Raw genomic sequence first — 18593 nt, 5'->3', positions numbered from 1 at the left:
CAAGTGGAGTACAATCTCTTTAATTAATCTTATATCTAATACTATGAAAAACACATAAATATAACAGTACAAATGAGATTTTTGTTCAGTACAGTCCTGCATATTTCAGTTAATTATAGTTATAAAACCGGTAGAGAAAGATAACTATAAAAAAGGGCTACCCAGACAATGTCTATCGGTAACCCTTCTTAGTTCTTTATATGATAGTCTAATTTACTTCATTGCAGCTTTCACTTGAGGAAGCATTTTCTTAACGTTTGCATTCTCCGGAGATATTTTAGCAGCTTCTTCCAGATAATCTACCGCTTCTTTGAATCTGGCATCAGCTTTCTCTTTTTCCGCAGCATATTTATCCGCATCAGAGTTTGCCAAAGGAGCAGCTTTCTTTAAAATATTAGCTCCATCATTGTAACACAAAACACCCAAACTATACAATGCATTCGTTTTGTATGTCTTATGATTCAAAGGAATTACTTTTTTAAAGTTTTCTTCTGCTTCTTCTGCCTTACCTGCTTTCTGAGCGGCAAGCCCTGCTTTCAAAAAGTGAAGACCATAATTTTTCACCATTACCTTATTGTTAGGATCTACCTTCAAGCCTTCTTCTAATGTAGCCACATATTCGTCAGTTTTCTTCAACGCATCCAAAGCCGCAGCCTTACGAGCGTATGCATTCCCTATATTGAACTTCTTTTGAATTGCTATATCAAAATAAGTAACAGCTTCGGCATATTTCTTTATCTCATCGGCAGCCATACCACAATAATAAGCTGTTGCAGAATCTTGATTATTAGTCTGCTTCAAGTATTCACTAAACTTAGCATACGCTACGGGATAATTTTTAGCATTGAATGCGTCATTTCCTTCTTTTTTAATTTGGTTAGGGTCGGTCTGTGCAAAAATGTTAGTAACAGTAATACAAAATGCAAATAAAAAAATAAATTTCTTCATAACTTTATGTGTTTTTTAGTTGTTTATCGTTCAAAAGTAAACCTTATAATAGAAAAACACAACCCTATTTAAGTTTTTTGAGCTTTTTGAAACCTATATAACGTTCGTTATTCTTCGTAAAAAGGGCATTCCTCTATTTAATTATCCTACCATATATAGAAGACACCCAATATTTGTATTCTATAAATAGCTGATTAATAACCAAAAAGAAAAATACAAATAAAAAATCAGCCAAAAGTTTTTGATATTCCACAAAAAGCACTACCTTTGCATCCGCAAATAAGGATGGTTCCGTAGCTCAGCTGGATAGAGCAACGCCCTTCTAAGGCGTGGGTCTTGCGTTCGAATCGCAACGGAATCACTATTAACATCCGGTAACAGTTAAACGTTATCGGATTTTTCTTTTAAATGACTGATATTAAACATTTTACAGTCCGACCGGTATCTCCAACAAATACCAGACAACAAACAATAATGTCCAGGCAAACAAGATAGCCAGTGAATATCTCCAAGTATATTTAAGCAAAACTCCATACGTAATTCGCTTGTCATATTGCCGCATATAAGTCAATACTAAAGGCATATAAAACAAGAAAGGAGTGATTGCATTGGTCGAGCTATCCCCTATGCGAAAAGCACATTGTACAATGTCCGGAGTAATCCCCATTTGCGCAAACATCGGAATAAATATGAAAGACATAAAAGCCCATTTAGAGGTAGCAGATACCATAATAAGATTGACAGTTGCTGTAAACAGGATAAACAACACCAAAGCAGCCAATGGAGCAGGTTCAAAAGAAGAAAGCAGTTCCGCTCCCATGATGGCAAGGCACTTATCCAGATGTGAATACTCGAAACATGCAAACATCTGTGCTGCAAAAAAAGCAATTACAAAATAAACACCAAGAAGTTTCATGGGTTGCGTTAACCCTTCTATGACGTCATTATCCGTATGATAACGACCGGAGCTGAAGCCGTACGCCATTCCTGTGATACCGGCTCCCAATGAAAGAAGAAACAAAATACCTGCAATAAAAGGTGAATGCATTAAACCACCGTTTACCCCACGTAGAATCCCGTAAGAAGAAAAAGTAAGCCACAAAATAAGAGCCACATAAATAGCCGCCACAACAATAGAGATCATAATAGCACGCCGTTCTTTGCGGGACAGAGGCCGGTAAGCTTCTACCTTTATCCCCCCTTCATAATTCCCTAACTTAGGAATAAGCCATTTCTCAGTCACCCAATAAACAATAGCAGTAATAACCACCGTAGAAGCACTCATAAAGAAATAATTGCAAAGAGGTTCGGTGTTCCCTTGATATCCAGTCTGCGCTAAAGCAGCCTCTTGTGTGGTATGAGCTAATAACGGGTCCATCGTACTTAATACAATATTGGCACTATATCCACACGCAACGGAAACATAAGCCGTTACAATTCCGGCAATCGGATGGAGACCTACCCATTGGAACAACATAGCCGCAATAGGCAACAAAATTATATACCCACCGTCACCAATGGCATTCGATAATAACCCTAGAACAATTACCCAAAGAATAATTCTCTTTTTCTCTTTCCTGTTCCCCACCCCCAAACGGATACACGCATTAATAAACCCGGAATGTTGGGCAACCCCAAGTCCGAACATCGCGATGATTACCATCCCCAAAGGAGCAAATCCTGTAAAATTCTTAATTGCGTTGCGCAACCACCAGCGAATACCTTCCGGACTCAACAGACTTTGCACACGAATGTCTTCACCGGTTTGCGGCAATGTCACCTTTAACCCATAGATATCGCATATCCATGAAAGAAAAACCACTGCCATCGTCAACAGCATAAACATCGTAGCAGGATGGGGCATACGCCATTTTGTCTTCATCGCTTTTCAGAATTTATTCTTCGTCAGCTTTCCTTAGTTATTCATCATCAGGCTCCAGATTATCCAGATCAATAATGCGCAATTCCAATGCACGCACAGCCAACCGGGTAGCATTCACCCCCACCCGCTCTCCATTCGGGAAAAGACGTCCGATAAGGTCATTCTGCCGTTTTTCCAATGATTTCACGCCGAAGGGCATACCTTTCAGATTTGCAATCATCTCCTTCGTATATCCTAATGCCAAATGACGGAGAAAACGCTCGTCATATTCATCAATATCATAACTGATAACCGCCTCCTGACGTTTTGCATCATTAGCGACAGACTTCTTAAAACGGTCTACAATCTTTTCTAGAATCGGATAATTGAACACTAGCTTCTTTCCATCCATTACAGCCTGTACATCCGTTTTAGTAAGCAGCTCTCCTGTCTTGAGAATAATTCCGTCGGCACCGGCATTCAGCACATCCACCCATAATTTTTCATTCAAGATCTCACCGGTGAAGATCAGCACACGAACCCCCTTATAACGTTTGAATATATTCCGACAAATATCTACTCCGATAGTGGTAGAGCCCCCCAGACCCAGATCCAGCAAAACCAAATCAGGAAGTTGGGCTTCCATCAAGGGCCAGAATTCATTCTCTGTCATGGCGGTACCGATCACTTCCGCATTCGGTATTTCGTGACGGAATATCTCCTCCGTGCCCTTCAACTCCAATTTTACATCCTCGACAATAATTACTTTAAATTTCTGTTCTTCCATTTCCTTATCTAAAAACTTTTATGTGTTTTCCTTATTTTATCTACGCGGTACAGTAAAATAAACCGTAAATCCTCCATCTGCAGCAGGTTCGGCATTAATACGACATCCCCTGCGTCCTGCAAACTCATCATGATCGCGTACAATCTGTTTACATACCAAATATTCCGTACCACGCAACTCCCCTTTTTCACCGGCAGTCATACGTGCCAGATTCGGATAAAACAACAGGTTCAGTTCCTCCATACTCTTCTCGCGTCTTGTATCCGTAAAAAGAAAGCGAATATATTCATCATCCTGCCGTGCCTGCAAACGCAACAGACCATCTTCGTGAACCGCCAACGCTTCGTCAATCAGGTTTTCCAATAGGAAGCGCAACTGATTCAGATCTCCTATCACTTTTGCGTCCACCGTTCCTATCTCCAGTTCTATCCTCTCCGTCCGATTCTTCATTGACTTTCTGAAGTATTTTCCGGCAGTATCCAAAAGTTCCTGTACAGGAATCACCACCCGCCGGAAAGTAACCTCTTCCAACTGACGGGAAGCGCACGAACTTAGAATCGTAAAGATTCCTTTATAATATTCAATCAATTCGGTCATTGTCTCCACAGCCTCACGTTCTTCCTTCTCTGAAATATTCTGCATATTGAGCCTACCAACAATTTGTTTGATCTTATTCGGATAATAAATTGTTTCATGTTTAATCGTAGACAGGCAATTATCCAATACCATATTTTGTACATGCAACATACTGTCTTCCCAAAGAGCACGTCGTGCCTCTTCATGCGCCGACTCAATATCCCGATATTTCGTAGCCAATTTCACTACCGCATTAAATATCACAATCGCCACATAGCGTGCCACCAATTCAAACAACAGACGATCTGTTTCCTGCTCCGACCCTTTCCTGCGTTCCAGATAAAGCACACCGACACACTGGTGTTCCCCTCCCGCTTCCACCTTCAATGGAATAGCCAGATAATGCCGTCGTTCAAGATACTCACCGGAATCAAAACATTGCTGTACCATCTCCGGCATCTCCTGACCGAGACATGAAGCGTATTCCAGCCTATGCGTCGTTTCATTATACGCTGCAATACCCATCCGGTCAATCGTAAGCAATTCATCTACAGACCCGAATGCTTCATCCACTATGCGTTGCGGGATTTCCTTTAGCGTACTCTCCTCTCGTTGGAGTGCTTCTACATCCTCTTGCTCCTGTGGTCTGACCAAAGAGGCAGCAAACACTTTTTGATTTATCTCGAGCACCTGTTCAAGATTCAGTCGGTTCTGCAGCCGCTTGCGCATATACAGAAAATAGTACCCGACCAACAAAACCACCAACAAGACAAAACATAAAATGATCCCCACCGTCTTGTTCGTATTCGAACGTTCCAACTGCTTGCAATATGCCTCCAACGTCTGATCTTCTCCTTGCAACTTATACAAATCCGTAAATGCCGAATTATTATAACTGTACGCATCCAGTTGTTTCAAGGCCAGAAAAGCGACTGCCGCTTCGTTTCTTATGTCCAAAATCACATGATAATCCGAGTCAAACAACTCATTCCACCAACTAATCTCAGCAGGTATCCCCTCACCGACCAATTTCATATAACGATGCGGATGTTCCGCCCGTGCATATTTCTCATAATGCTCGTTCAATAACATCATAGCCGAATCAATATACTGCAAAGCTAGTTCATATTCTTCATCCACATTAGCAAAATATGCCGCATTTGCATAGTCCGACGCGGCATCCAGCAAATCCTCATATACCGAATCCGTAACCACAACTATCGAATCTCCTTCCTGCAACATGGGGGAAATAGAATCATGCACACACGACACCATCCCTACCGGAAGCAACAGGCAAAGCAATACACCGACTATCTTACGTATCCCTAAAGGCAAACGAAAATAGAAACGACTCCCCTTACCCAATTCACTTTCCACATTGAAAGCACACACACGGAACAAATCATTCGTCTTCTTATATTTCTCAATGATTCCCTTACAGTTCATTAATCCGAAGCCACTCCCCTTGTTTTCTTTCAGTTCCTCCGGATCCTCCGCATTCTTCATCCCGATTACGCGCGAATCATACACCTTCTCACCAATGATACGCTCCACATCCTCCGTTGAAATACCTCGTCCGTTATCTTCTACGGAAATCTCCACATAAGTATCCGTCATACGCGCGTATACCTTAATGTTCCCACCTTCCGGAGTATATTTACGCGCATTCTCCGCCAGCGTATTAATCATAAACAAAGTTAATGCCCGGTCGGCCTTCACCGTGACAGCGGTCGGTTCAATCTCCAATGTCTGTTTTTTCATCTCAAAGGCACGCCGTCCTTTCCCTACCAGTTCAAATAACTCATTGAGGCTGAATGTCTCAATATTCAAACTGAGCGTTCCTTGCTTCATTTTAATCCAGAGAGCCAGAATATCATTATATTCATTGATCGTAGTAACCAATTCGTCGATATACTGGTACTTCTCTTTCTTGATCTTTTCATCATCGATATATCCCCGTTCCGTCAACTTATGTACTTCATTCAGAATACGGTCAATATACGGATTGATACCATTTACGATAGCCATACAGGCTTTTTTTATCAAGTTCTGGCGTTTATTTCCGGCAATATGCTGCTCATAGATATACCGCTGTTTTTCCAATTGCATCCGCTCGTCACTCAATGCTTCCACCATCTGCTCATTGTCAGCCGCCCAAATAATATAAGGCTCCAATACGTGGACCAAAGCCTTCTCATCGCGGCTCAGCCGATATCCAGAGCACAACGTCGCCTTACCTTCCTCCGATATTTCCAATTTCATACGTCCCTTTCCAAACAACTGATCTATCCCCTGCTGAATCAAAGGGACATTCATTGGGATGGATGAAGTAATATCCCGGCAGAGTCCTAAAATCTGCTGCAAACGTTCCACATCCAACCGGTTTCTTATTTTAGAACGCTTATTAAAGAACCACCAGAAAATCACCACCAATACCAATCCGGCAATCACCAAAGAAAGTACAAGCGTCATCTGGCGCGAACCGGCTTCCAATGACACATAACGACTTTCCAGTTCCTTGTCCTGGCGGGTAAAATTCAAAATATCCAGATAAATATTCCGATTATAATCAGAAGCATATTTCATTCCGAGCCCTGCATACGATACACTCAATTGTTCCCGAATCCTTGAAATCCATTCAGGAACGGTCTTCACATTTTCCTGCGCAATCCAAGGCACTCCCGTATAGGTAGTATCGCCTTCTGCAAACGTATGCAGCTTATCCAGTGTATCCGCTTCATGATGATAATAAAGTATATGATGGCGATTCACACAATCCAACGCTTTCGTAAGTGTATCCAACGCTTCCGAATATCGTCCGTGCGCATTCAGATATTTTCCGATAGAAACATACGCTCCGGCAATCTGATACAAGTCATTATATTGGCGGAACCTTTCAAGCGCGAGTTGTGCCATGCGCAAAGGTAAAAGAGAATCTACCGGCAAAGCAAACTGCTCCAGCATATGTCCTCTCCTTGCCTGGAAAAACTCGAAACTATCGGAAGAAGCCATCAAATTGGCAAGACCTTGCAAACCATTTCCTTCGAAATAAGGATGATTGCTCTGAACAGCCGTCCGCCAAGTATAATATAAATGATCAAACTCACGTAGTTTTCTCTCTTCCGGTGTCTTTGCTTCAACCAAAGAAGCGGCCCCCTTAAGATAATGATAGTAAAGCAATTGATTAGTATCCGCCAATGCTTCCTCTTCCGGAATATGACTGAGCGACGCAATCGCTTCCTGTCGTTGCTGAAGGTAATAGTAATAAATGGCGGAAACAATAAAGAACTCCGTAAAAGCATAATCCAGCCGAAGCTTTTCATGCCTGTCGGCAAACAAATCACTTTCCTCACGAATACGTTTCATACGTCTCAACGCACTGTTCCTGTAATCATAAAATTCTTTATTCATTGCCGTCCTCTGACAGATTTTCATCAGTCCGATATCGGCAATCAAAAGCTCAAGTTCGTTTTTAGTCAGTTTATAGACCTCTTTATGAGACGCTTCGGCACGGTCAAAATCCATATTCATAAAAGCCCAGAATCCCAGATTGTTTAAAGCTTCCGCTTTCCCCGACTTATAAAAGTTCACCTTACTATAAGCCTGTTCGGCATATTTATAAGAAGAATCCAGGTTTCGGTAACGATAAGCATACGCTGTTCCATTAAGCGAATCAATCAAACGCACCTCTTTAGTCGGCACCATATCAGTGCACGAGAAGAACAAAGAAAAAATTATCAGAATAAATAACGGATAATAAATAATCGATAATGAGCTATGCTGTGCCTCATTACCTATTCTTCGGACATTATTATTTAAAGAAATCCTTTTCATTATCCATCGTCAACTATCCATTAATTACGCAAATCTACAAATATTTCCGATAAGTTGGAGAGAAAATGATTTTTTATACAATAAGTCCTTCTAAATAATAAGAGAAATTCCTACCTTTGCAGGCAAATTAACAAATAGGTAAAACATCTATTACAAAATGAGCGAAAAAGCACCCTTTATGGTATTCTCGGGAACAAACTCGAGATATCTTGCAGAAAAAATCTGCGCAAGCCTGAATTGCCCTCTGGGAAATATGAACATTACCCATTTTGCCGATGGCGAATTTGCTGTTTCATATGAGGAATCAATTCGTGGCGCCCATGTATTCTTGGTTCAATCCACATTCCCAAACTCAGACAACTTAATGGAACTTCTCCTGATGGTTGACGCGGCAAAACGTGCATCAGCAAAGAGCATTGTAGCTGTAATTCCCTATTTCGGATGGGCTCGTCAGGATAGAAAAGACAAACCTCGTGTATCTATCGGAGCTAAACTAGTAGCCGACCTACTTTCCGTTGCAGGTATCGACCGACTGATTACTATGGACCTGCACGCAGACCAGATTCAGGGATTCTTCGATATTCCGGTAGACCACCTGTATGCGTCAGCCGTATTCCTCCCCTACATCCAGTCATTGAAATTGGAGGATCTGGTGATTGCTACACCGGACGTAGGAGGTTCAAAACGTGCCAGCACTTTCTCCAAATATCTCGGTGTACCGTTGGTACTTTGCAACAAGTCGCGTGAGAAAGCCAATGAAGTTGCTTCCATGCAGATCATCGGTGATGTGAAAGATAAAAATGTAGTATTGATCGACGATATCGTAGACACAGCCGGAACAATCACCAAAGCTGCCAACATTATGCTGGAAGCCGGTGCAAAGTCTGTACGTGCTATCGCCAGTCACTGCGTAATGTCCGATCCTGCTTCATTCCGTGTACAGGAATCCGGTCTGACAGAAATGGTATTTACCGACAGTATTCCTTACGCCAAGAAGTGTGCGAAAGTAAAACAGTTAAGTATCGCCGATATGTTTGCTGAGACAATCAAACGAGTTATGAATAACGAGTCAATCAGCTCACAGTATATCATCTAGTCGAAACTTCATTTTCAACTAAATAAAAAAATAATCGCAGGTAAGGTAAAAACTAAACCTGCGATTATTTTTATTTGATAACGCTGCCTCCATTGCGCAGCCAACTTTCAACTTCCAACTCTCAATTTTCAACTTTATTGAAGTCTTCCGAATTTGTATGTTCCCTTTCTGATTATCTTCCCGTCTTTATCAGTTTCCACAAAAGGACCATTCTTCTTTCCTTGTTTGAAGAAACCATCGAAACGGTTGCCGTCTTTATCAATCTGAACCCCTTGTCCTTCTTCCAATCCATCAACGAAACCACCTTTATATTGCATACCCGCAACAGTCTTTAAAGTACCTTCACCATTCGGACGGTTATCTTTCCAATCCCCCTCATACACATCACCATTGCTCCATTTGTAGATACCCTTACCCTCGCGTCTGTTATTTTTCCAGTCACCTTCGTACACAGCACCATTCGACCAGGTAAAAGTTCCTTTCCCATCTTGCATACCATCCTTGAAGTTACCTACATACTTATCACCGTTAGCATGATAGTAAATTCCCTCACCCGTACGTTCACCCAAGAGATAAGAGCCTTCGTAACGATCTCCCGTATGGAAAAAATAAGTACCCTTCCCATGCTGGATATCATCTGCCCAGTCACCCTCATATTTATCTCCGTTAGTATATTCAAATACCCCTTTTCCATGACGGACATCATCTTTCCAGTCACCTTCATATTTACATCCGTCATCCCAGTTCATAGTACCCTTACCGTTTTTCTTGTCATTCTTCCAATGACCGGTATATTTAGCGCCATTCGCCCAAGTATACGTACCTTCACCCTCACGCTTATCATTCACCCAACCACCTACATACAAGTCACCGTTGTGATAATACATCGTCCCCTTGCCATGCTGGTAGTCCTGATACCACATACCGTCATAACGGTTGTTATTCATAAAATAATAAATACCTTTTCCGTGCTGTTGGTCCTGATACCATTGTCCTTCGTACTTTTCTCCATCAGGAAACATATAGATGCCATACCCTTCACGTTTCCCCTTCACATATTCACCCTCGTAGACATCCCCATTTTTAAAGACCGTCTTTCCTTTCCCGTTTGGTTTGCGTCCTTTCATTTCTCCTGTATAGACACTGCCATCCTTAAAAGTATAGTTGCCAATCTTTATTTCTGTAGAGAATGTATCTTTTATCTTTCCGAAGAATCCGCCCTTTTTCCCTTCATTTTCTTGTGCCATTACCCCCTCTTGTGCCAGGAGAGCCAATAAAAGTGTAGTATATAGATATTTCTTCATTTATTTTAGTTGTTACTCATTTTTAGAATTACGATTTGGACAAAGATACGATTTCTCTCCCAAAAAGCCCCTTACCGGAAAGCAAATTATGACAACTTTTTACCTGCAATGACCTCTTTTAATGTCTCTTTGCATAAATAACGCTGCGCTAAATCCTGTATTTCCGCAGGAGTAATCTCGTTTACGGCTTGCAAAGAACGTGCGAAGTAATCATCCTTCAAACCGGAAGTAGCTATAAATATCCACGCATCCGAGAGAGAGAAAGGCGATTCATAACTGCGGCACATTTCTCCCAACATATAATTGCGCACCATCCTCAATTCTTCCGCAGATACCGGCTCCTGGTGCAACCGATCTATTTCGTGATATACTTCCTGTATTAACGGCTCCACATATTCATTATCCGTCTCCGTCGAAACAATCAGCAAGCCGCTATCTGGATAAAATACTACTCCTGCCGATATGCCATAAGTATACCCTTTATCTTCGCGAATGTTGGACATCAGACGGCTACCGAAATAACCTCCGAACAATGTCATCAGCACACGCAGCTTCGGATAGTCGGGATGTTCGCGAGTAATGGTGGTACATCCCATTTTCACTGCGCTCTGCATAGCGTCTTCACGCTCTGTAAAAATCCTCTTTTCAGGTATAGCTGCAAACGGGAAACTCAACTTCGGCATCTGTAATTGATATTGCCCGAACGGAATCCCGAAAATATCCGTTACACGGCTGATGATATCATCCGTCACCTTGCCGGACAAGAAAATGGAGCAATTGCCGGAATGGTAATGCTGCTCATAAAACTCACGAAGCACTTCTGGAGTTATGGTATGATAATCCTCCTCCATCACTATTTTCCCGCACGGATGTTGTTCACCGTAAAGAGACTTCAGCAAACTACGATGTGCAAGAAAATCAACCTTAGAGGTATTGACCAAATATTGCTGTATATTGGTATCCAGAATAGTTTGAAGCTCCTTTTGTGGAAACAGTGGTTCCTTAATCATCGACTCTACCACTTCCAACGTTTTCGCTAAATACTTATTCAATGAATAAACAGTGATATAAGCATACTCCGAAGAACTGGAGAGTTCTAGCCACGAACCATAATAATCCAATTTCTCCGCAATGGTGGCAGCCGTATATTTCGTCGTACCTTCGCGCAACATACGGTTCGTAAACAAAGCTTGCAACTTCTGCGACTGCTGCCAGCGACCTCCGGAGAAAAGCACATCCATACGCACCACTTCCTGTTCGCCGGCATTAATAACAGTCAACGGAATACCATTCGGCAACGTTGTCCTGACAGGAGTCTGTATATGGAAATTTTTCAGAGGTTGTATCTCAGGCTGTATCGTGCGATCCATAAACGTTATAATCTATTTTTCAAAAATTCTTCTGCACGCGCCAAGTCCTGTGGAGTATCAATTCCAATCGTTTCCACTTCACTGATCCCCACTTTTATTTTATACCCGTTTTCCAGCCAGCGCAGTTGCTCCAACGATTCCGCTATCTCAAGTGATGATTGCGGTAGTGCGGTTATCTCCCTCAGCACTTCCGTACGGTAAGCATACAAACCGATATGTTTATAGTAGGTATGTCCTTTCAGCCAATCCTTCTTCTCGGCATTACGCTGATAAGGGATGATAGAACGACTGAAATACAGGGCATTCCAATTTGCATTGACTACCACTTTGGGAGAGTTCACATTCTCAAGTACGGCAAACGGCTCATCAGCAGTAAAAGGCTTTACCAATGTAGCAATCTGTGTAGTAGGATCTTCAAAACAAGTCTTCACGGCATTCAACTGCAAAGGTTGTATAAAAGGCTCGTCTCCCTGTATATTGACTACCACATCAAAGTCCCCTCCAATCTTGACGCAAGCCTCATAACAACGGTCCGTACCGCTTTTATGATGAACAGAAGTCATCACCACCTTACCGCCGAAAGCTTTCACCGCCTCCTCAATCCGTTCGTCATCAGTAGCCACATACGCATCATCCAAAATGCCGGCTACTTGTTCATACACACGCTGTATCACTGTTTTTCCGCCCAAGATAGCCAACGGTTTCGCAGGGAAACGGGTAGAGGCATAACGGGCAGGTATAATTCCCAGAAATTTCATTTATTTAATAGATAATGAAGAATAAAGAGCGGATAATGACTGCTGCACATATTCCCTCTCCCAATCTTCCGGTTTTATTATTTTATCATCATACAAAAGTATATCAATATCCAGACAGACTTTCTCTTCCTTCTTATCCTCCGGCAGACGACCGGAAGCCAATTCTATGTCTTTCAGTATCCTCTTCACGAGTTCCTCATCCTTATCCGAAAAGAACATAATCACTTGATTGGAAAACAAAGCCGGATTTTTGAAGAACAAAGGTTCCGTCTCCAACTCGGGTGCCCGATAGATAGGAGAAAACTGTTCCGTCAGTTTCTGCCTGGCAAAAGCCAGATTCTCCGTTCTATTGTAGTTGCTCCCTATGCAAACAATGTATTTGTGCATCTTTTTAGTTGAAAAGATCATCCAGTCCCATTTCCTCCACCTCGCCATCCGGAGTCTCCGAACCGGCACAAGGATCGAATCCTTCCGGAAGTTTAAAAGTTTCCTGCTGATCGTATCCCAAAGTCGGGTCATCAAATACCTTCTTCATATATTTTGCCCAAATAGGCAAAGCGGCGGCAGCTCCCTGTCCGTATGTCATCGATCCGAAGTGGATATCACGTTCGTCACCTCCAACCCAACATCCGGACACCAACGAAGGGGTAAAGCCCATAAACCAACTATCCGAGTTTTCATTTGTCGTCCCCGTCTTTCCGCCCATATCCGCAGTAATTCCATAACGTCGGACACGTCCGCCCGTTCCTTCATTTATAACGGCACGCAACATGACCAGCATTTTATATACACTTGAAGTACTGATCACCTCATCCATTTGTGGCGCAAACGTAGAAATCACATTGCCTTCACTGTCCTCAATCCGGGTCACAAACAAAGGAGCCACCCGAATCCCCCTATTAGCAAAAGCAGTATATGCACTTACCATCTCTCCGACAGAAATCTCACAAGGTCCCAGACAAAGTGAAACAACCGGGTCGATGGCCTTGTTGCGCACTCCGAAACTATGGATCAGCCGCACCAATTCATACGGATTCAGTTTGCCCATCAGATAAGCCGAAATCCAGTTATCCGAATTAGCCAGTCCCCATTTTAAAGTAACCATCTCCCCATAACGCTTCTTATTGGAATTACGTGGCGACCATGGTTCCCCAGTTTCTGTAATCAACGTTTGCTCTACGTGGCGTACCTGGTCACAAGGAGAAAAATTATTCTCCATAGCCAGCGTATACAAGTACGGTTTGATAGTAGACCCTACCTGACGGCGTCCTACCATCGCCATGTCATATTGGAAATATGTATAATTAGGTCCTCCGACATAAGCTTTCACATGCCCGTTCATAGGATCCATCGACATAAAGCCAGTACGAAGGAACGACTTATAATAGCGGATTGAATCCATCGGAGTCATAATCGTGTCCTTGCTTCCCGTCCACGAAAAGACTGTCATTTCCTGCGGTGTATCGAATGCTTTCCGAATCTCCTGTTCAGAATTCCCCGCCTCTTTCATCAGCCGGTAACGCTCTGTCTGTTTCATGGCCTTCGTCAACAGCTCTTCCACCCGTTTCGCAGGCAGCACTCTTGCGTATGGCGCATTCTTACTTCCTACTTTTTCTTTGAAAAACAAAGGTTGCAAATAACTCAAATGTTCTTCTACCGCCTCCTCCGCATATTGTTGCATCCGCGAGTTGAGAGTCGTATAAATCTTCAGTCCGTCCGTGTAGACATTATAATTCGAACCATCCTTCTTTTTATTCTTCGCGCACCAGCCATACAGAGGATTCGTTTCCCAAGAAAGGGAGTCTTCATAGAATTTCTGCATTTGCCAACCACGATAATTACTCTTCACCGGCTTGGTTGCTGTCATCACACCACGCAGGTACTCACGGAAATAAGTAGCCAAACCTTCCTTGTGGTCAACACGATTATACGACAATTTCAAAGGAAGCGCTTGCAGAGAATCACATTCGGATTCAGTAATATATCCCGCTTTACGCATCTGTTCAAGCACCACATTACGACGGCCGCGAGAACGCTCATTGAAACGAACAGGATTATAGAGTGACGGATTTTTACACATACCAACCAAGGTAGCCGCTTCCTCTATTTTCAAGTCCTTCGGTTCACGGTTAAAATAAGTATGCGCAGCCGTCTTAATACCGACAGCATTATTCAGGAAATCAAACTTATTGAGGTACATACTCAGAATTTCCTCTTTGGTGTAATAACGCTCGAGTTTTACGGCAATCACCCACTCAATCGGTTTCTGGAAAAGACGCTGGAGAGTATTTCTCGCCACATTCTCCGTAAACAACTGCTTGGCAAGCTGCTGTGATAAAGTACTTCCCCCACCCGCATTTTTCTGGAATAACAAACCACGTTTCACAAATGCACGGAACAACGCCTTAGCGTCAATCCCCGAGTGTTCGGCAAAACGAACATCTTCTGTCGCAATCAACGCATTAATAATATTGGGTGACAGGTCCTTGTAGGCTGTATACACACGATTTTCCTTACTATAGGACCAAGTACCGAGCACTTTCTCATCCTCAGAAAAGATCTCCGTCGCAAATTTATAACTTGGATTCTCCAGTTCCTCTACTGGAGGCATATAGCCGATCCAACCTTTCGAAATAGAAACAAAAATAATGACGACAGCCACTACTGCGATTGCCAATAAAATCCAAAGAGCTTTTATTATTTTTCGAATCATGTTTTTTCTTGCTTATAAAAAACGCACTTAATTAAGTTACAAAGGTAGATAAAATCCGGTAGCCGACCAAACAAAAACAGGCGGGATTTTTATTCCCGCCTGTCATTCACCCTAACTCTATCTATTCAGAGTTACCAATTATGAATGAGTCGTATAGTAACTCACCATTTATCAATAGTCTGTAATTTCCATTCTCCTATCGTACAGCGTTCACTATCAAAGTTGATCGCCACTTTCACGACCGGTAATCCGCATAAAGCGAAGCGTTCAGGATAATTCTTCAGGTTGATCTGCTCCATAGCTTCATCCGCCGTCTTGTCAAGTTTCAACTCCATCACATAGAGGGTGGTTTTCGTACGAAGCACCACATCCACTCGACCGCGAGGGGTACGGACTTCAATATCTACATAATAATTCAGCAGACTGAATATGACGTAAAAGAGTTGCTGGTAATGCCCCTCATATTTAGTATTGTCGCAATAAGGAATGGTAGACAAAAAAGTCTGCAAACGACGCAACGCAGAATCCATATCACCGTTCTGAATATCATAAAAAAGATAGGCAACCATAGTGGTGGCTTCCGGGGTCTCATTGCCCACATAGTTAGGAAGAAGGCTTTCCATAAGACCCAGACGAACTTCTTTGTTAGGAATATCAAGCGTATAAAGGTCCAGAATCTTATTATAATCCTTTATGGTGATATAACCGCTCTGATATAGCAAAGGAGTGATATTCGTCATGGTCTCGGTAGGAGCATCAAAAATGGAAGCTTTCGCTTGTTTGGGACCGATCTCTGAAGGATTTACACCAAATTTGTCCAACATCTTTATCAAGTATGTAGGAGTACCGCAACCGAACCAATAGGAACCAAATTTACCGTCCGCGAAAGCATTCAACAGACTGAACGGATTATAGATGTCGGGAGACGGATAAGTGAAATGGTAACCGTCATAATTCTCCTTCAACTTCAGCAAGACCCCTTCAGAAGGAATATTCAATTTCGCGGCCAATCTCTCCATATCCTCTTTCATCTGCGTTAGCATTTCATCCTCCGTTATTCCGCAGATCGCAGCGTATGGCTCATCCATGCTGATATTCTTGATATTATTCAATTCACTAAAGATACTCAACTGAGAGAACTTGGTGATACCCGTCAGAAACACATACTTCAGATAAGGATCACAAGCCTTCAAAGGACTATAGAAGTTACGCATGATATTACGTAATATACCTAGATTTTCCTTTTCATGCACCACATCAAGCAAAGGAGCATCATATTCATCTATAAGAACTACAACTTTTTTTCCCGTCTTTTCATAAGCGCGCTTGATAAGACGGGTTAATCGTAGATTAGCATCACCGGCAGTTGTATCGAGGCCGAAGGTCCGCTCATAGTCTGAAAGCATAAAGTCAAGCAAACGTTCCAAACGCTCTTTATCCACATGCTTCGCCATACTCATATCAAAATGAAGAACCGGATACTCTATCCACTCTTTCTCCAATCTTTCCATAGCCAACCCTTGGAACAGATCCTTACAACCAGAGAAATAACTATGCAAAGTAGAAGTAAGCAAGGACTTACCAAAACGGCGAGGACGACTCAGAAACACATAGCTAGATGCAGAATGTGTCATCTGATAGATATACTCCGTTTTATCTATATAGAGGTAATTACCCTCACGAATCTTGGAAAAAGTCTGTATCCCTATGGGGTATAATCTTTGCAAAGCTTCCATACTAATATTTTATTTTCTTTAGAGCCACTATTATTTTTCAATTATCCATTCTCCTATCGTGCAGCGTTCACTATCAAAGTTGATCGCCACTTTCACGACCGGAAGCCCACACAAAGCGAAGCGTTCAGGATAATTCTTCAGGTTGATCTGCTCCATAGCTTCACCGGCAGTCTTATCAAGCTTCAATTCCATTACATAGAGTGTGGTTTTCGTACGAAGCACCACATCCACTCGACCACGGGGGGTACGGACTTCAATATCCACAAAAGAACCCAATAAGCTGAAAATGATGTAGAACATCTGCTGATAGTGACCTTCATACCTCGTATTGTCACAATAAGGAATGGTGGACAAGAAAGTCTGCAGCCGACGCAACGCAGAATCCATATCATCATTACGGATATCACGCGAAAGATAAGCCACCATGGTATTCGTTTTCTCAGTAGGTGTAGACACATAATAAGGCAACAGACTCCTCATCAAGCCGACCCTAACTTCTTTGTTAGGAATATCCAATGTGTACAGTCCCAACTCGCTATCATAATCCTTGATGGTAATATAACCGCTCTGATATAACAGCGGAGTAATACTGGACATAGTCTCCGTCGGTGCGTCAAAATCCTCCACAGCTGCTGTTTTTCCTCCGACTTCCGAAGGTTCAACACCAAACTTCTCCAACATCTTTATCAAGTATGTAGGAGTACCGCTACCGAACCAGTAAGAACCAAATTTACCGTCCGCAAAAGCATTCAACAGACTGAAAGGATTATAGATGTCGGGAGACGGATAAGTGAAATGGTAACCGTCATAATTCTCCTTCAACTTCAGCAAGACCTCTTCAGAAGGAATATTCAATTTCGCGGCCAATCTCTCCATATCCTCTTTCATCTGCGTTAGCATCTCATCCTCCGTTATTCCGCAGATCGCAGCGTATGGCTCATCCATGCTGATATTCTTGATATTATTCAATTCGCTAAAGATACTCAATTGAGAGAACTTGGTGATACCCGTCAGAAACACATACTTCAGATAAGGATCACAAGCTTTCAAAGGACTATAGAAGTTACGCATGATATTACGTAATACGCCTAAATTTTCCTTTTCGTGCACCACATCAAGCAAAGGAGCGTCATATTCGTCTATAAGAACTACAACTTGCCTACCTGTCTTTTCATAAGCACACTTGATAAGACGGGTTAATCGTAGATTAGCATCACCGGCAGTTGTATCGAGACCGAAGGTCCGCTCATAGTCTGAAAGCATAAAGTCAAGCAAACGTTCCAAACGCTCCTTATCCACATGCTTCGCCATACTCATATCGAAATGGAGCACCGGATACTCTGTCCAATCCTTCTCCAATCTCTCCATAGCCAACCCTTGGAACAGATCCTTACGACCCGAAAAATAACTATGCAAAGTAGAAGTAAGCAAAGACTTACCAAAACGACGAGGACGACTCAGAAACACATATTTCGCAAAATGAGTCATGCGATAAACGTATTCCGTCTTATCGATATAAAGGTAATTCTTCTCACGAATTTCAGAAAAAGTCTGTATCCCTATAGGGTATAATCTTTGCAAAGTTTCCATATCAATATCTATATTTTCTT

Annotated in this window: 12 protein-coding genes and 1 tRNA gene; 2 read left to right on the top strand and 11 right to left on the bottom strand. The window is 42.3% G+C overall.

Annotated features, from left to right (window positions below):
- Positions 1–213: 213 nt before the first annotated feature.
- Complete coding sequence (locus tag ACNOGP_RS14440; protein WP_007760655.1) at positions 214–948, bottom strand: hypothetical protein; 735 nt, start codon at positions 946–948, stop codon at positions 214–216.
- Positions 949–1235: 287 nt separating this feature from the next.
- On the opposite strand from ACNOGP_RS14440, the gene ACNOGP_RS14435 reads away from it, so the two are divergent.
- Positions 1236–1309: transfer RNA gene (locus ACNOGP_RS14435), tRNA-Arg, on the top strand.
- 66 nt (positions 1310–1375) lie between these two features.
- Here ACNOGP_RS14435 and ACNOGP_RS14430 read toward each other — a convergent pair.
- From ACNOGP_RS14430 to ACNOGP_RS14420, 3 genes are read right to left on the bottom strand one after another with little or no spacing between them, the layout of a single operon-like run.
- The gene (locus tag ACNOGP_RS14430) at positions 1376–2830 is read right to left on the bottom strand and encodes an AbgT family transporter (RefSeq protein WP_272719571.1); all 1455 of its coding nucleotides are present in this window, start codon (positions 2828–2830) and stop codon (positions 1376–1378) included.
- 37 nt (positions 2831–2867) lie between these two features.
- Positions 2868–3596 carry a DUF5932 domain-containing protein gene (locus ACNOGP_RS14425; protein ID WP_007760691.1) on the bottom strand — a complete coding sequence of 243 codons (729 nt, stop codon included), beginning with the start codon at positions 3594–3596 and terminating at the stop codon, positions 2868–2870.
- Between the two features lie 36 nt (positions 3597–3632).
- Positions 3633–7877, bottom strand: a complete 4245-nt coding sequence (locus ACNOGP_RS14420; RefSeq protein ID WP_418213117.1) for a DUF5113 domain-containing protein — start codon at positions 7875–7877, stop codon at positions 3633–3635.
- Positions 7878–8163: 286 nt separating this feature from the next.
- Here ACNOGP_RS14420 and ACNOGP_RS14415 point away from each other — a divergent pair, with 286 nt between their 5' ends.
- Positions 8164–9102, top strand: coding sequence for a ribose-phosphate pyrophosphokinase (locus ACNOGP_RS14415; RefSeq protein ID WP_007755426.1), 939 nt, complete (start codon positions 8164–8166; stop codon positions 9100–9102).
- Between the two features lie 134 nt (positions 9103–9236).
- On the opposite strand, the gene ACNOGP_RS14410 is transcribed toward ACNOGP_RS14415, so the two are convergent.
- The 7 genes from ACNOGP_RS14410 to ACNOGP_RS14380 all read right to left on the bottom strand — a co-directional run bounded on the left by ACNOGP_RS14410 (position 9237) and on the right by ACNOGP_RS14380 (position 18573).
- Positions 9237–10406, bottom strand: coding sequence for a phosphatidylinositol-4-phosphate 5-kinase (locus ACNOGP_RS14410; RefSeq protein ID WP_022276361.1), 1170 nt, complete (start codon positions 10404–10406; stop codon positions 9237–9239).
- 86 nt (positions 10407–10492) lie between these two features.
- Positions 10493–11776 (bottom strand): M16 family metallopeptidase, encoded by a 1284-nt coding sequence (locus tag ACNOGP_RS14405; protein WP_186967686.1) that lies wholly within the window; start codon positions 11774–11776, stop codon positions 10493–10495.
- Between the two features lie 5 nt (positions 11777–11781).
- Complete coding sequence (kdsB, locus tag ACNOGP_RS14400; protein WP_349070995.1) at positions 11782–12534, bottom strand: 3-deoxy-manno-octulosonate cytidylyltransferase; 753 nt, start codon at positions 12532–12534, stop codon at positions 11782–11784.
- Positions 12535–12921, bottom strand: coding sequence for a 2-amino-4-hydroxy-6-hydroxymethyldihydropteridine diphosphokinase (locus tag ACNOGP_RS14395; RefSeq protein WP_186967687.1), 387 nt, complete (start codon positions 12919–12921; stop codon positions 12535–12537).
- A 4-nt stretch (positions 12922–12925) separates the two neighbouring features.
- Positions 12926–15247 (bottom strand): transglycosylase domain-containing protein, encoded by a 2322-nt coding sequence (locus tag ACNOGP_RS14390; RefSeq protein WP_007760708.1) that lies wholly within the window; start codon positions 15245–15247, stop codon positions 12926–12928.
- Between the two features lie 161 nt (positions 15248–15408).
- Complete coding sequence (locus tag ACNOGP_RS14385; protein ID WP_418213116.1) at positions 15409–16983, bottom strand: ATP-binding protein; 1575 nt, start codon at positions 16981–16983, stop codon at positions 15409–15411.
- A gap of 30 nt (positions 16984–17013) precedes the next feature.
- Positions 17014–18573 carry an ATP-binding protein gene (locus ACNOGP_RS14380; RefSeq protein ID WP_418213115.1) on the bottom strand — a complete coding sequence of 520 codons (1560 nt, stop codon included), beginning with the start codon at positions 18571–18573 and terminating at the stop codon, positions 17014–17016.
- Positions 18574–18593: the final 20 nt, after the last annotated feature.

It is taken from the genome of Bacteroides difficilis (assembly GCF_048319815.1).
GTDB lineage: Bacteria > Bacteroidota > Bacteroidia > Bacteroidales > Bacteroidaceae > Bacteroides > Bacteroides zhangwenhongii.
The sequence above is the reverse complement of the archived record's forward strand: the minus strand, read 5'-3'. Positions and strand labels throughout refer to the sequence as shown.